The 14,695-nt window shown below is 59.8% G+C and carries 12 protein-coding genes; 3 read left to right on the forward strand and 9 right to left on the reverse strand.

From position 1 onward, the window contains the following. The first annotated feature begins 66 nt into the window (after positions 1-66). Genes ATE40_RS23270 through ATE40_RS23280 form a run of 3 tightly spaced genes read left to right on the forward strand, consistent with a single transcriptional unit; the run spans position 67 to position 3,695 of the window. Positions 67-1,116: a TDP-N-acetylfucosamine:lipid II N-acetylfucosaminyltransferase family protein gene (locus tag ATE40_RS23270; protein ID WP_063918069.1), complete on the forward strand. Its 1,050-nt coding sequence runs from the start codon at positions 67-69 to the stop codon at positions 1,114-1,116. Between the two features lie 54 nt (positions 1,117-1,170). Continuing rightward, positions 1,171-2,301 carry a dTDP-4-amino-4,6-dideoxygalactose transaminase gene (gene rffA, locus ATE40_RS23275; RefSeq protein WP_063918070.1) on the forward strand — a complete coding sequence of 377 codons (1,131 nt, stop codon included), beginning with the start codon at positions 1,171-1,173 and terminating at the stop codon, positions 2,299-2,301. Further along, positions 2,298-3,695 carry a lipopolysaccharide biosynthesis protein gene (locus tag ATE40_RS23280; RefSeq protein WP_063918071.1) on the forward strand — a complete coding sequence of 466 codons (1,398 nt, stop codon included), beginning with the start codon at positions 2,298-2,300 and terminating at the stop codon, positions 3,693-3,695. Before rffA ends, ATE40_RS23280 begins: the two co-directional genes overlap by 4 nt. A gap of 95 nt (positions 3,696-3,790) precedes the next feature. Here ATE40_RS23280 and yjiA read toward each other — a convergent pair whose 3' ends face one another. The 9 genes from yjiA to ATE40_RS23325 all read right to left on the reverse strand — a co-directional run bounded on the left by yjiA (position 3,791) and on the right by ATE40_RS23325 (position 14,242). Beyond that, positions 3,791-4,744, reverse strand: a complete 954-nt coding sequence (gene yjiA, locus ATE40_RS23285; RefSeq protein ID WP_063918072.1) for a GTPase — start codon at positions 4,742-4,744, stop codon at positions 3,791-3,793. 21 nt (positions 4,745-4,765) lie between these two features. Next, positions 4,766-4,969, reverse strand: a complete 204-nt coding sequence (locus ATE40_RS23290; protein ID WP_004953088.1) for a YbdD/YjiX family protein — start codon at positions 4,967-4,969, stop codon at positions 4,766-4,768. Between the two features lie 218 nt (positions 4,970-5,187). Beyond that, complete coding sequence (locus ATE40_RS23295) at positions 5,188-7,368, reverse strand: carbon starvation CstA family protein (protein WP_060448212.1); 2,181 nt, start codon at positions 7,366-7,368, stop codon at positions 5,188-5,190. Positions 7,369-7,629: 261 nt separating this feature from the next. Further along, positions 7,630-8,514, reverse strand: coding sequence for a LysR family transcriptional regulator (locus tag ATE40_RS23300; RefSeq protein ID WP_063918073.1), 885 nt, complete (start codon positions 8,512-8,514; stop codon positions 7,630-7,632). Positions 8,515-8,541: 27 nt separating this feature from the next. Beyond that, on the reverse strand, positions 8,542-9,234 hold the full coding sequence (locus tag ATE40_RS23305) for an MgtC/SapB family protein (RefSeq protein WP_019453282.1): 693 nt from the start codon (positions 9,232-9,234) through the stop codon (positions 8,542-8,544). A 112-nt stretch (positions 9,235-9,346) separates the two neighbouring features. Then, complete coding sequence (locus tag ATE40_RS23310) at positions 9,347-10,126, reverse strand: ABC transporter ATP-binding protein (RefSeq protein WP_063918074.1); 780 nt, start codon at positions 10,124-10,126, stop codon at positions 9,347-9,349. 583 nt (positions 10,127-10,709) lie between these two features. Further along, the gene (locus ATE40_RS23315; protein ID WP_063918075.1) at positions 10,710-11,792 is read right to left on the reverse strand and encodes a porin; all 1,083 of its coding nucleotides are present in this window, start codon (positions 11,790-11,792) and stop codon (positions 10,710-10,712) included. A gap of 32 nt (positions 11,793-11,824) precedes the next feature. Continuing rightward, positions 11,825-12,616 carry an ABC transporter ATP-binding protein gene (locus ATE40_RS23320; protein ID WP_063918076.1) on the reverse strand — a complete coding sequence of 264 codons (792 nt, stop codon included), beginning with the start codon at positions 12,614-12,616 and terminating at the stop codon, positions 11,825-11,827. Between the two features lie 15 nt (positions 12,617-12,631). Beyond that, entirely contained in the window at positions 12,632-14,242 is a 1,611-nt protein-coding gene (locus ATE40_RS23325; protein ID WP_244889058.1) for an ABC transporter permease, read from the reverse strand. Positions 14,243-14,695 lie beyond the last annotated feature (453 nt).

Here is a 14,695-nt window from a genome sequence, read left to right on the forward strand (position 1 = left end):
GGCCTGCCGCGCTTCGAATATCCGGAGCGCGGCGAGGCGCTGGACGAACCTGCATATAGAGCGGATATGAGCACTGTACATATTTGTCCTCTGGATAAATTCATCCCTTCATTCATTGAATTTGTGAATGAGAAATTCGATCCCGATGAGCACACCTTTTGGGTTTACGGCGATAAGGCGCGTTTCGCTTTGCCGCAGGCGGATAACGTTCATTATCTCGGGGCGGATCTGTTCGGCAACGTCAAGCCGACCCTGAAGTTGATGAAGGCCATTCAACGCCACGACCGGGTGATTCTGCACAGCTTCCACGGCATCAAGATGGCGCTGCTGCTGCTGTTGACCCCCTGGGTATTAAAGAAATGCTATTGGTTCATGTGGGGCGGCGATCTCTACCAATACCAAATCGGCAAGCGCAACTTCAAATGGCGCCTGACGGAGCTGCTCCGCCGCCCGGCCATCAAGCGTATGGGCAACTTTGTCACTTACATCAAGGGCGATTACGAGCTGGCTAAAAAGTGGTACGGCTGCGCCGGCCGGTGGCATGAGTGCCTGCTGTATACCAGTAACGTATACAAGAAAAACGTCATCGGCGAACGTGCGGCGGACGCGGACGATAAAACCACCATTTTGCTGGGTAATTCCGCCGATCCGACCAATAATCATTTTGCCGCGTTCGACGTTTTGGAAACCTACAAAAACGAGAATATCGAACTGGTCGTGCCGCTCTCCTACGGCAATAAACGCTATGCGGCAGAAGTGGTGGCCGAAGGCACGCGGCGCTTTGGCGAGAAGTTTGTCCCCTTGACCGACTTTATGCCTTTCCAGCACTACCTGGCGCTGCTGGGGAAAGTGGATATCGCGGTGTTCAATCACCATCGCCAGCAGGCGATGGGCAACACCATTTCCCTGCTGGGGTTGAAAAAAACGGTGTTCTTGAATCCGGGCACCACGCAGTGGGATTTCTTTCAGGAAAAGGGTATCCAGGTATTGGATCTTCAAACGTTTTCGCTACGCAGCTTGAGCGCGGCGGAAAAGCATGACAACGAGCAAAAAATCGAAGCCTATTTCTCCGCTGAGAACCTGACCGCGCAGTTAAAGGCCGTCTTTACTTCCTGATGCCGCACGGCTCACCGCCTCGGCATGCATTCAGAATCGACAACAAGGGATAACATGATACCGTTCAACAAACCACCGGTAACCGGCAACGAAATTCAATATATCAATGCGGCGTTGGAGAATGGGAAACTGTCGGGCGACGGCCCGTTCGGCAAACAGTGCCAGCAATGGTTTGAAAACAAGCTGGGGTGCAAACACGCGCTGTTGACTCCGTCTTGCACCGCCGCGCTGGAGATCGCCGCGCTGCTGGTCGATATCCAGCCGGGCGACGAAGTTATCATGCCAAGCTATACCTTCGTCAGCACCGCCAACGCCTTCGTGCTGCGCGGCGCAAAAATCAAATTCGTCGATATCCATCCTGAAACCATGAATATGGATGCAGCGCTGGTGACGGCGGCGATTACCGATAAGACCAAAGCCATCGTGCCCGTGCATTACGCCGGCGTCTCCTGCGATATGGATGCGATCATGCGCCTGGCCGACCAACATAACCTGCTGGTGGTCGAAGACGCCGCGCAGGGCGTCATGAGCAAATACAAAGGCGACTTCGTCGGCGTTAAAGGCCATCTGGCGGCTTTCAGCTTCCATGAAACCAAAAACTACACCAGCGGCGGTGAAGGCGGCGCATTGGTGATCAATGACGAACGCTTTATCAAACGCGCCGAAATTCTGCGTGAGAAGGGCACCGATCGCAGTCAGTTCCTGCGCGGTCAGGTGGACAAATATACCTGGGTCGATTTCGGCAGCAGCTTCCTGCCGGGTGAACTGCAGTCGGCTTGCCTGTGGGGGCAGTTGGAGCTGGCCGATGAGATCAACGATAACCGCCTGGCGACCTGGCACAAATACTATGCGAGCTTCGCGCCGCTGGCGGAGAAAGGGCTGCTGACGTTGCCGACCATCCCGGCGGACTGTGAACACAATGCGCATATGTTCTATGTGAAGCTGAAGGATATCGAGCAAAGAACGCAGTTCATCGCTCACCTGAAAGCCTGTGGCGTGATGGCGGTATTCCATTATATTCCGCTGCACTCGGCGCCAGCGGGCAAGGTCTTCGGCACCTTCATCGGCGAAGACAACTACACCACCCGCGAAAGCGAGAGACTGGTTCGTTTGCCGCTGTACTACAACATGAGCGATGCCGATCTGAATAAAGTCATTGAAAGCGTAGTGAGGTTTTTTGAGTGAACGCCCGCAAGATCCTGGCGTTCGCCATCGGGCCCATCGGTAATGCCGCGCTGGGGTTGTTGACCCTGCCGGTGATTACCTGGCTGTTCTCGGCGGACGACGTAGGTCGAATCAGCATGCTGAACGTGGCCGTGTCGTTTTGCGTGCTGTTTTTCAGTTTGGGGCTCGATCAGGCTTACGTTCGGGAATACCACGGCGAATCCGACCGCGGGCAGTTGTTGAAGAACGTCGCTTTCCCCGGCTTGCTGATGATCGTCATCATCAGCGCGGTGTTCCTGTTGTTCCCCGGCAGTTTGTCCGCGTTGCTGTTCGAACAGAAAGACACGGCGATAAGCTGGCTTGTCATGCTGATTCTGCTGGCCTCGTTCATCAACCGTTTCTTGTCCCTGATTCTCAGGATGCAGGAGAAGGGGATGGCGTTTTCACTCAGCCAACTGATGCCCAAGCTGATGACGCTGATCGTCATCGGCCTGTGCTATGTCCTGTATACCCAGCATACGCTGATGCAGCTGGTGGTGGCGAACGCCGTCGGTTTTATCGCGGTGTCGCTGATGCTGATGTGGTCTTCTCGGGCGGATTGGCTCGCCGCGCTGCGCAGTTCGCTGGACGCCGGCAAGCTGAAAGCGATGCTCAAGTTCGGCTATCCGCTGATTTTGGGCGGGCTGGCGTTTTGGGGGCTAACCACCATCGATCGGATGTTCGTGCGAGCCTATTCCGGCTTTGAACAGCTGGCGATATTCTCGGTGGCGGTCAGCTTCGCCGGCGTGGCGAGTATCCTGCAAAGCGTGTTTTCCACCGTTTGGGCGCCGATGGTGTACAAGCTGGCGGAGTCCAACGAGGGCGGCGAGCTGCAGATGATCAACAAGGTCACGCAGTGCATGCAGATCGCCGTGGTCTGCCTGTTCAGCTTGGGCGGGCTCTTTTCCTGGTTGGTTGACTTTGTCTTGCCCGCTAACTACGTGAATGTGAAATACATTCTGGTTGCGAGCCTGGGCTTCCCTTTGTTGTTCACGCTGTCGGAAACGACGGCGGTCGGCATCGGCCTGAGCAGAAAGACCGGTTACACCATGCTGGCTTCCTTGATCGCGTTGATTATCAACGTGGCGGCCAACGCATTGCTGGTGCCTCGTTTCGGCGCCGGTGGCGCGGCGGTCAGCACCTGTTTGGCCTTCTGGGCATTCCTGATCCTGAGAACGGAGTTCTCGATTATCAGCTGGAAGGCCATGCCGCGTTTTGAAATGTATTTCTTCACTTTCCTGTGTCTGGCGGGGGCGTCGGTTTCCGCGCTGGCGGGTGAAAAAATGAAATACGAGCTGTTTGTCTATTGGGGCGTCCTGCTGGCCGTGGTGCTGGTGAGGAACCTGCGGTTCCTTAAATCGTTCGCCAAAAGATAACGTTTTCGGTCAGGCAACCCGTCGCGGGTTGCCGCCGTTTTCCCCATTTCTTTTTCTCATCATGACAGCGCGATCTCGCTGACGTCTCCTCTTGCTCAACGCAGCCGCTCCCGAATCTCCTCCTCCGGCAGATCCACACCAATAAATACCAAGGTGCTCTTGCGCTCTTCCTCAGGCAGCCACTCCCGATCCCAGTCGGCGTTATACAGCCGCTGCACGCCCTGGAATAGCAGGCGGCGCGGTTCGTCTTCGATAGACAGAATGCCTTTGTAGCGCAGCAGGTTATCGGCGTATTCCAGCAGCAGGCCTTCCATTACTTCGGAGATTTGCATCAGCGGCAGCGGGCGCTCCAGCGTCACTACGATCGAGCGGATGTCGCTCTGCGGCTGTGGGATGCGGCGGAACAGCGGGGCGGGCGGCGTCAGGTTGAGCTTGTCGTTCAGCGTAAAGCCTTCGATGTCGAACAGCACGCTCAGATCGATGTCGCCGTGCGTCACCTGGTAGACCGGCGCGCGGGCGTTCATCCGCTGCAGTCGCTGGATCAGCGCCTCGCAGTCCGGCGCCACATCGGTTTTGGTCAGCAGAAGGCGGTCGGCGTAGCCCACCTGCGCCTGGGCGATGCTGAACTGGCTCAGCTGCTGCTCGGCGTGTGCCGCGTCCACCAGGGTGATGATGCCGTCCAGCAGGAAGCGCTCGCACAGGATCTCGTGCGAGAAAAAGGTCTGGGTAATCGGGCCGGGATCGGCCATGCCGGTGCATTCGATGATCAGCCGATCGAACGCCAGCTGGCCGCTGTCGACGCCGTCCAGCAGATCCAGCAGCGCGTCTGCCAGTTCGTTGGACTTGCTGCAGCAGATGCAGCCGTTGCTCAACGTGGTGATGCGACTGGCGCGATCGCCGATCAGCGCGTCGTCGATCGGCACTTCGCCGAACTCGTTCTCGATGACCACGATTTTATAGCCGTGTTCGGCGTTCAGGATGTGGCGCAGCAGGGTGGTTTTGCCGGCGCCCAAAAAGCCGGTCAGGATGGTGACTGCAATGGGTTTCATACGGGTCCTTGTGACTGCGGGTTAACAGCAGCGCATGCCGCCTTTGCCGTCGCCGCCGTAGCGCGCTTGCTGGCGCTCGCGGAAAAATTCTTTATAGGTCATCACCGGCTTGTCCGGGTGGTTGTCTTTCATGTGCTGGACGTAGGTATCGTAGTCAGGCACGCCCACCAACATGCGCGCCGCCTGCCCGAGGTACTTCCCCGCCTGGCCGAGATTTCCGAACATAAGCCTTCTCCAACTTTACCCTGCATCACTACAGCGCTTGCTTAAGCCTGATATTAGGGGAAGCCGGGGGATGGGGTTCCCGCAGGGATGCCCCACCTCCGGGTCGCCCCGGGTATCTCGATTGCATCGCGCCGCACGCCTGGCATCTTGCGATGCACAGGCCGTGCGGCTTTGGGTACTACTTAACGTTTATTATGCAGGGTATCCGTTAAATCACATCAATGCTGGGTCGAAACTTTGACCTCCCCCTCAGTTACGCCGTCGGCGGGCGCGGCCTGCGGCACCGGCACGTAAGGCGTTTCCTGGTCGGTGCGTTTCGGGTTCTTGTGCGCCGCCATCGCGGTTTTCACCCCGTAGAAGATGATGCTGTACACCACCAGCAGGAACAGAATGCTCAGCCCGGCGTTGGTGTAGTTGTTCACCACGATGTGGTTCATGTTGGCGATCTGCTGGGCGCTCAGCTCGGCGCCGCCTTCGGCGATTTTGCGTTTGTATTCGCCGGCCAGGAAGAAGAAGCCTTCCAGCTGCGGGTTGTCGCTGAACAGCTTCAGGCCCAGCGCGTAGGTGGTGCAGATCAGCAGCCACACCGCCGGCAGCACGGTCACCCAGATATATTGGGTGCGCTTCATCTTAATCAGCACCACGGTGCCCAGCACCAGCGCCACGGCGGCCAGCATCTGGTTGGAGATGCCGAACAGCGGCCACAGGCTCTTCACGCCGCCGAGCGGATCCACCACGCCCTGATACAGCAGATAACCCCACAGCCCGACGCAGCCGGCGGTGCCGATGATGCCGGCCACCAGCGAGTCGGTTTTCTTCAGGAATGGCACGAAGTTGCCGAGCAGATCCTGCAGCATAAAGCGGCCGGAGCGGGTGCCGGCGTCCAGCGCGGTCAGGATGAACAGCGCCTCGAACAGAATGCCGAAGTGGTACCAGAAGCCCATATTGGCGCCCGGAATGATCTGGTGGAACACGTGGGCAATGCCCACCGCCAGCGTTGGCGCGCCGCCGGCGCGGTTCAGCACCGAAGGTTCGCCGATGTCGGTGGCGGTCTGCAGGATCTGTTCCGGGCTGATGACGAAGCCCCAGGAGCTGACCGCCGCCGCCGCGTGCACGGTCACGTCCTTCAGCGAAGCCATGATCATCGGCGCGTCTTCGGTACCCAGGCGGTGCAGATCCGGCATGGTGATGCCCAGCGCCGCCGGCGGGGTGTTCATGGCGAAGTACAGGCCCGGCTCGATGATGGAAGCCGCCACCAGCGCCATGATGGCGACGAAGGACTCCATCAGCATAGCGCCGTAGCCGATAAAGCGCGCGTCGGTCTCATTGGCCAGCAGCTTCGGCGTGGTGCCGGAAGCGATCAGCGCATGGAAGCCGGAGACCGCGCCGCAGGCGATGGTGATGAACAGGAACGGGAACAGGGTGCCTTTCCATACCGGGCCGGTGCCGTCGACGAACTGGGTCACCGCCGGCATTTTCAGCTCAGGGTTGAGGATCACGATGCCGATCGCCAGCCCGACGATCACGCCGATTTTCAGGAAGGTGGCCAGGTAGTCGCGCGGCGCCAGGATCAGCCATACCGGCAGCAGGGCGGAGACAAAGGCGTAGCCGATCAGCGTGAAGGTGATGGTGGTGTCTTTAAAGGTCAGCGCCGGGCCCCAGTACGGGTCGTGCGCCACCACGCCGCCGAACCAGATGGCGGCCACCAGCAGCACGATGCCGATGATTGACACTTCACCCACGCGGCCGGGGCGCAGGTAACGCATGTAGATGCCCATAAACAGCGCGATCGGCACGGTGGAGCAGACGGTGAACACCCCCCACGGGCTTTCCGCCAGCGCTTTCACCACGATCAGCGCCAGCACCGCCAGGATGATGATCATGATCAGGAAGCAGCCGAACAGCGCGATGGTGCCCGGTATCGGCCCCATCTCTTTTTTGATGATCTCACCGAGCGAGGCGCCGTTGCGGCGTGAGGAGATGAACAGCACCATAAAGTCCTGCACTGCCCCCGCCAGCACCACGCCGCCCAGCAGCCACAGCGTGCCGGGCAGGTAGCCGACCTGCGCGGCCAGCACCGGCCCCACCAGTGGCCCAGCGCCGGCGATGGCGGCGAAGTGGTGGCCGAACAGCACGTTCTTGTTGGTCGGCACGTAGTTCAGGCCGTCGTTGTTGACCACCGCCGGGGTGGCGCGGCCGGCGTCCAGCTTCATCACCTTGGTGGCGATGTACAGGCTGTAGTAGCGGTAGGCCACCAGATACACCGCCACCGACGCGACGACGATCCACAGCGCGCTGATGTGTTCGCCGCGGCGCAGCGCCACCACGCCGAGGCAGGCTGCGCCGAGTATCCCCAGCAGCATCCACGGAATGTGCTTTAAAATCCCCTCTCGTTTCATGAGGTATCCTTAATTCCAGTCTGCAAAATATGAATGAACTCATCCGCTTGTAAGAGATGTCAGAGTGGCGCGGTGAGCCGTAGCGTCTTTCCCGAGGTAAGGCGGGTTTAGGAACAGCTCATCATCGCTGGGGGTAAGGGGGGAAGACAGGCGTATTTCGCTCAGCGGTCAGATTCGCCGGGTGAACGGTTGGATTGGCGGGGTGAGCGGTTGGCGGCCTGAATCAGAGAGTCGGCCGCCGGCGGGCGGCGGCCTGTCTCCTCAGGCCGTCTGCATGGCCTGCAGCAGGTGGATAAACGCGACGCTGAGCGGCGGCGTGGCCGGTTCATGGCGGGTAAAGACGTAAAAGCGCGCGCTGATGTCGATCTCTTGCGTCGGGATTTTCTGCAGGTGCAGCTGCGGGGCGTAGTGCGCGACCACCCGATCGCTCAGCAGCGCGATATAGCCCTGCTGCCTGACCAGGCACCAGGTTGCCAGAAAGGAGTCGGTCTCGACGATCTGGCCGTGCGGCGTGTAGCGTTCGGCGATCTCGCGGATGGCGGCATGCCCCACCGAGCAGGAGCGCGGCACCACCCATTTGGCCTCGGCCGGCGGCTGCCCGGCCGCGCTAAGGTCGCCTCCCTGATAGAGCGAGAAGCGCTCGCTCTTCAGCGCCTGCATCGCCAGATCGGCGCCGCCCGCCGCGCCGTTCAGGCTGCTGACCGCCAAATCCAGCTCGCAGTTTCGCAGCCGGGCCAGCAGGCCTTCCGGGCCGTCTTCCACCACCGTCACCCGGGTATGCGGGTAGCGGCGGTTGAAGCCTTCGAGCACCTGAGGCAGATAGCACAGCAGCGGATCGACGCTCATCCCCACCCGCAGGCGCTTCTCGCCGTCAGCGCTCAGGCCGCGCAGCTCGTCAAACGCGTTGAGCAACTGGTTGGTGGCGGCGTCTATCCGCCGGTAAAACAGTTCGCCGACCGCCGTCAGGCGCACGCCGCGGTTGCTGCGCTCCAGCAGCCGCGCGCCGACGGTCATTTCCAGCTCTTTCAGCACCCGGCTGAGCGTCGGTTGCGAGATGGCCAGCTTTTTCGCGGCCTCGTGCAAGCTTCCACAGTGGACAATGTCTTTGAACATCGTCAGATGCGCCAGCTTTGGCATGGTTTTCATGGTTGATCTCCCTGGAAGTGAAAGGCATCAGCCGGAGCCGGCGATGCGGCTGTAATAGGCCTGTTTCATCATGCTGTCGTTCAGCAATTTATTGATGGTCTGGTCGAGCACCGGTGTGGTGACGGAAGCCGGCATCAAGGTGGCGGTGATCTCCACGTCGTCGTCGCCGAAGGGTTCGATATCCAGATGCGAGATAAAGCAGTTTTCCCCTTGCAGCACCTGTTTGAATTTGGCCAGCGCTTCACGCTGTTCATGCTCGAAGGCAATGACGCAAATCTGGTAGGTGGATTCGCCGTTAACGTCATTGAAGGGCTGTTTGTTGACCATATTGACCAGCGGGCGCAACAGGGTGTTGGCGGCGAGCACGAACAGCGTGGCGGCCAGCGCGTCGCCGTACAGGCCGCAGCCGGCGCAGGCGCCGACCGCTGCGGAGCCCCAGAGCGTGGCGGCGGTGTTCAGGCCGCGGATGTTCATCCCTTCCTTCATGATGGCCCCGGCACCGAGAAAGCCGACGCCGGAGACCACGTAGGAGATGACGCGCACCGCGCCGCCGCTGCCGTCGATGGTCATGGCCAGATGGACGAAGATCGCCGCGCTGGTGGCCACCAGCGTGTTGGTGCGCAGCCCGGCGGTGCGCTGGCGGAACTGTCTTTCGTAGCCGATGGCGGCGCCCAGGACGGACGCGGTCAGCAGCGTCAGCAGCGTATGAATGAAATGCATGATAATAACTCGATGTATTATCCGCTTATCATGAGCCACCCGTGGTGGGGTAACTCTTGATAAACAGGTAGTTAAGTTGGCGGGATTCCGTCCCGCCAGTCCAGGGCGGCGCTCAGTGCGCGGCGGCGATCTGCCGGCTGAGCGCCTCGCTGATTTTGTCCGTCAGCGGCTGCATCCCCTCGCGGGTGCGCGCCTCGCGGCGCTGCGTGATGTGATAGCAGCCGTCGAGGGTGCCGGCGCCCAGCAGGAGGATGCGGTCAGACATCATCACCGCCTCCTCTACGCTGTGGGTGACCAGCACGATGGAGCGGGTTTTGATCTGGCGCGTGCTCCAGATCCGCAGCAGATCGCTGCGCAGGTGCTCACCGGTATAGACGTCCAGCGCGGAAAACGGCTCGTCCAGCAACAGCAGCATCGGTTCAACCGCCAGCGCACGCGCGAAGCCGACCCGCTGGCGCATGCCACCGGAAAGCTCGCGCGGGTAGGCGTCGCGGTAGGGCGCGAGCCCGACCAAATCGAGCATTTTCAGCGTTTGGGCTTCGACCACCTGCGGCGGCAGATCCTGCGCCTGCAGCCCGAAGGCGATATTTTGGTAGACGTTCAGCCACGGGAAAATGGCGAAGGTCTGGAACACCATGTTGATCTGCGGATTCGGCCCCGAGACTTTTTTATCCCCCAGCATCACGCTGCCCAGATCCGGCGCGATCAGGCCGGAAAGCATGCGCAGCAGGGTGGATTTACCCGAGCCGGACTGCCCCAAAATGCTGACGACTTCGTTGTCATAGAGGCGCAAATTGATTTCATCCAGCACCAGACGTTTTTCTTTACCGGTAGGCTGAACGCTTTTGCTAACGTTATTGACCGTCAGCAGCGTAGTTTTTTTTACCATCATGATCTGTCTCCACCCAATTAAAATATGAGCATGGAAAAAGGGCCGATATTTATCGCCGGGCAGGCGTAAAATAAATGCGAGTGCAAATAAGCCTGGCCGTTATCGGGCTGTTAATACGCTATGCTGGAGGGGGTAGCCCGTCGGGCGCGCCGGTGCGGCGTGCGCGGAGGCCAGAGGCTGAAGGGTAAAGCGAAGGGATGCTGTAACTGACTCATATCCTGACACTTTCAGGATGCAATGGGATGACTATTGCTCCTGTGACCTCAGCGGCTCCAACAATAAAATAAACAACCAACTGTCGCCGTCCATATCATTCTCCCGTTATTTTTCGTGTGGCCATAATACGCGTGCTATTGCCTATTGTTCAATGTGGATGCACCGAATTATGGCGGCAAAATGTAATTTAATATGAATGCGGGAAAGATTTTCTTTATTCATTAAACGGGGTGTCAACAGAAAGCGCGAGAATGAATATAGGCGTCATTTTGTGGAAATATAAACCTGAATTAAACGAGAGAATAAGCGGCGGGCGGAAAGTCGAATAATGAACCGGCCGGAGGGTGCCCTCTGGCCGGGATGGGGGTCAGAACTGATACATGATGCCGGTTTCGACGATGTCGTCGGCGCTGGCGCCAGCGGCGTTCTGCCGCTGCAGCAGGTTGAGTTTGTACTCCACGTAGGTCGACATGTTGGCGTTGAAGCTGTAGTTCAGCGCCAGATCCAGGTATTTGACCAGATCGGCGTCGCCAATGCCGGGCAGGTTGCGGCCGCGCGTTTGCAGGTAGGCTACCGAGGGCGTGACGCCGGAATCGAAGTGATACTGCGCGACCGCCTCGACGGCGTCTGCGCGCGGGGCGAAGCCGGCGTAGCGATCGCCGTCGACGTAGGTCATGTTCTCGGTGCGTGCGTAGCTTGCCGCCAGGTAGAGGTTGTCCTGGTCGTATTTCAGCCCCAGTGTCCAGGCCCGGGCGCGATCGCCGTCAGCCAGGCCGAAGCGTTGCTGCGCCAGGGTGCGCGCAGAGTTGGCGTAGGCGGCGCCAAAGTTTAGCCCCGCGCCGGTGTCGTAAGTGGCGGAAAAGGCGTAACCATCGCCGTTTTGCGTTTGGATATCCTTCGCCCGGTGAGCGTCGTCCCCCCGATTCTTCCCCTGATATTGCAGGCCGAGATCCAGGCCGTCGACCAGACCGCCCAGGCTGCGGTTGTGGTAGGTCAGCAGGCCGTTGGCGCGGCCGGTCATAAAGTTGTCGGCCGCTTCGTAGCTGCCGTTGCCGAATTCAGGCAGCACGTCGGTCCAGCCGGCCACGTCATACAGCAGGCCGTAGTTGCGGCCGTAATCCAGGCTGCCCCAGCGGCCGAACGTCAATCCGGCGAAGCCGAGGCGGGTATAGCTGTCGCCCGGCCCGGCGCTTTCCGGCTGATTGAGCCCGGCCTGATATTCCCATTGGCCATACCCCGTCAGCCCGTCGCCGATCTGTGTCTCGCCTTTGAAACCGAAGCGGGTATAGGAGCGGTCGCCGTTATTGTCAGCGTCACTGCTGAAGTAATGTACGCCGTTCAGCTGGCCGTACAGATCCAGCTTATTGCCGTCTTTATTGACGATTTCCGCGCCGGTGGCGGCGGCCGGCAGCAGGATGACCAGCATCATCAGCAAGCTTTTATGGTTCATTTCAATTCCCCAAGTGGATGAAAACAGGGCCATTAACCGGCCGATTGCGCTTGCGCGATTTTTTTGTACAGGCAGCTGCGGATCCGAGCGGTGAGGTGCCGCAGGCTTTCCCGGTTGCGCGCCGCGCGCGGGAGGTTGACGCTGAATTCGTCGTCGATCCGTTTGCTGGTCGCGTCCAGGATCAGCACCCGATCGGACATCAGCACCGCCTCTTCGACGTCGTGCGTCACCATCACCATGGCGCGCGTGCGCAGCCGGTTTTCCCCCCACAACGCCAGCAGGTCGCCCCGCAGTTTTTGCGCGGTAAAGATATCGAGAGCGGAGAAGGGCTCGTCCAGCAGCAAGACGTCGGGCTCTACCGCCAACGCCCGGGCGAAGCCCACACGTTGGCGCATGCCGCCCGAAAGCTCGCGTGGCCAGGCGTGCTCATAGCCACTCAGGCCCACCAGGCGCAGCAGCGCCTCCAGTCGTTCGGCGATCGTCTGCGGCGGCAGTTTTTGCGCCAGCAGCCCGAAGGCGATGTTGTCGTACACCGCCAGCCAGGGATAGAGCGCGTAGGACTGAAACACCATGCCGGCGTTGGTGCTCGGGCCGTCGACCGGTTTGCCCGCCAGGGTGAGCGTGCCGCTGTCCGGTGGGATCAGCCCGGCCAGCATGCGCAGCAACGTGGACTTGCCCGAGCCGGATTGCCCCAGAATGGTGACGAACTCGCCGGCGTGCACGGTCAGCGATACGTCGCGCAGTACGGGTTTGGGGCGTTTGTTTTCGCCGATAAACGTCTTGTTCAGCCGGCGGGCGCTGATAATTACCTCTTGAGTCACCATGTGGTTCCCCCTTGATCAGTCATATTTGAATTTGGTTTCCGCGATGCGATACAGCGGTTGCCAGATGAAGATGATGCACAGCGCCACCAGCGCGCACATCGCGGCGCAGCCCAGCGCGGACTCCGGGTTCTTGCCGGCGTCGGTGACGACGGAAATGAACGCGCCCAGCCCGGTGGCGCTGAGGGTGGTGCTGCCCCACTGGATCACCTCGGCGGCGATGGCGCTGTTCCAGGCGCCGCCGGCGGCGGAGATGATGCCCGTCACGATGTAGGGGAAGATCGCCGGCAGCATGTAGTAGCGCCACCAGCGGAGGCGGCGCAGCCCGAAGGTTTCGCTGACTTCGGTGATCTGCGTCGGAATGGCGGAAACGCCGGCGATCACGTTAAACAACACGTACCACTGGGTGCCCAGCATGATCATCGGAATGGCCCACCAGCCGAGATCCTGGTGATAAATGGCGATGAAGGCGGCGATCAGCGGGTAGAAAATGTTGGGCGGAATAGCCGCCAGGATCTGGATGATCGGCTGGAAGATCTTCACCAGCCGCGGGTTCATGCCGATCCACACCCCCAGTGGCGTGAAGATCGCCACGCTGAGCAGCATGGCCGCAGCCACCCGCGCGGTGGTGAGCAACATCCACTCCGGCAGCATGGCGAAGTACTGTTTGGGGAAATATTCCCACAACTGATACCCGAACCACACGCAGGCCAGCACCACGCCGAGATACCACAGGCTGCGCCACAGCCAGTTGCCTTTGGCGGCGATCCTGAACAGGCGGTGCAGGCCGAGGGCGTACCACAGCCGCGGCAGCTTGAACAGCCACAGGTCAGCCAGCGTGCGCAGCGTGCGGCCGAGCGCCGCGCCAACGTGCGAGAAGGCCAGGCTGTTATAAAACCACGGATTGCCGAGCGGCCGGTTGGTGGTAACGTCTTCGTATTTGAAGCGCGCGGTGTAGCGCACCAGCGGGCGGAACACCAGCTGATCGAGCAGCACGATGTTGGCAGCCAGCGCGACGATCGCATACAGGATCGCCGGCACGTTCTGCTGCGCCAGCGCTTCGGCGATATAGGAGCCGACGCCGGGCAGTTCGACCGAGCGATCGCCGACCGGAATGGCCTCGGAGGCCACTAGGGCGAACCAGGCGGCGGATTGCGACACCATGGCGTTCCACAGCAGGCCCGGCACTGAATAGATGAACTCCAGCCGCCAGAAGCGTTGCCACGGGTTGTAATTGAAGCTGCGCGCGGCTTCGTCCAGCTCCTTGGGCACGATGCGCAGCGTCTGATACAGCGTCAGCATCATGTTCCAGGCCTGGCCGGTAAACACCGCGAAGATGGCGGTGCACTCCAGCCCCATCACGCTGTGCGGGTAGAGGTTGAGAAAATACACGGTTGTGAAGGTCAGGAACCCTACCAGCGGCACCGACTCCATAAAGTTGACGAAGGGCAGGATCACCCGGCGCAGCGGTGCATAGCGCGCGGCCAGCACGGCGAATACCACAGAAAACAGCAGTGACCAGGCCATGCCGAGGAGAAAGCGCATGCTGGTTCTGAGCGAATAATAAAGCAGGTTCCAGGCGTCGAGATTAATGGCAGAGACGTTTTGTTCATTGAAGTCACCGTGCATGTCACCCCAGGCACGAATAAAAAAGGCAATGAAAAAAACACCGATGGCGATAACGATAAAGTCATTTAAATAAGACTTTCTGAAAACAGATGTACCCCGGTTATTTTGCATAACGCAATACCTTATTTTTCCCATAAGAAATCCGTCGACGCTCGGGGAATATGCCCGGCGACATCAGATAAATACCGCCGTAGCGGTTGAGACAGACGTTGTTTTCGCAGCGGGGCGATGGGTGGGCCGGCAGAGCGGGAAAGGCCGTCAGAAGGGGAGCGGTAGCCGCATTCTGTGTCTTTCAGAATGCAACGCGGATGGCATTACTGAAAGACGCCCAATAGTATTAGCGTAAAACTAAAACTTTCATCGCCCATGGGGCCCTCCTCGGTTTAAATATGGCAGGGAGAGGGTAATGTTTTTTACTAATAAAAAGCAATTGGCGGCGTAGGGTTTTTACGG

Source organism: Serratia surfactantfaciens (assembly GCF_001642805.2).
GTDB lineage: Bacteria > Pseudomonadota > Gammaproteobacteria > Enterobacterales > Enterobacteriaceae > Serratia > Serratia surfactantfaciens.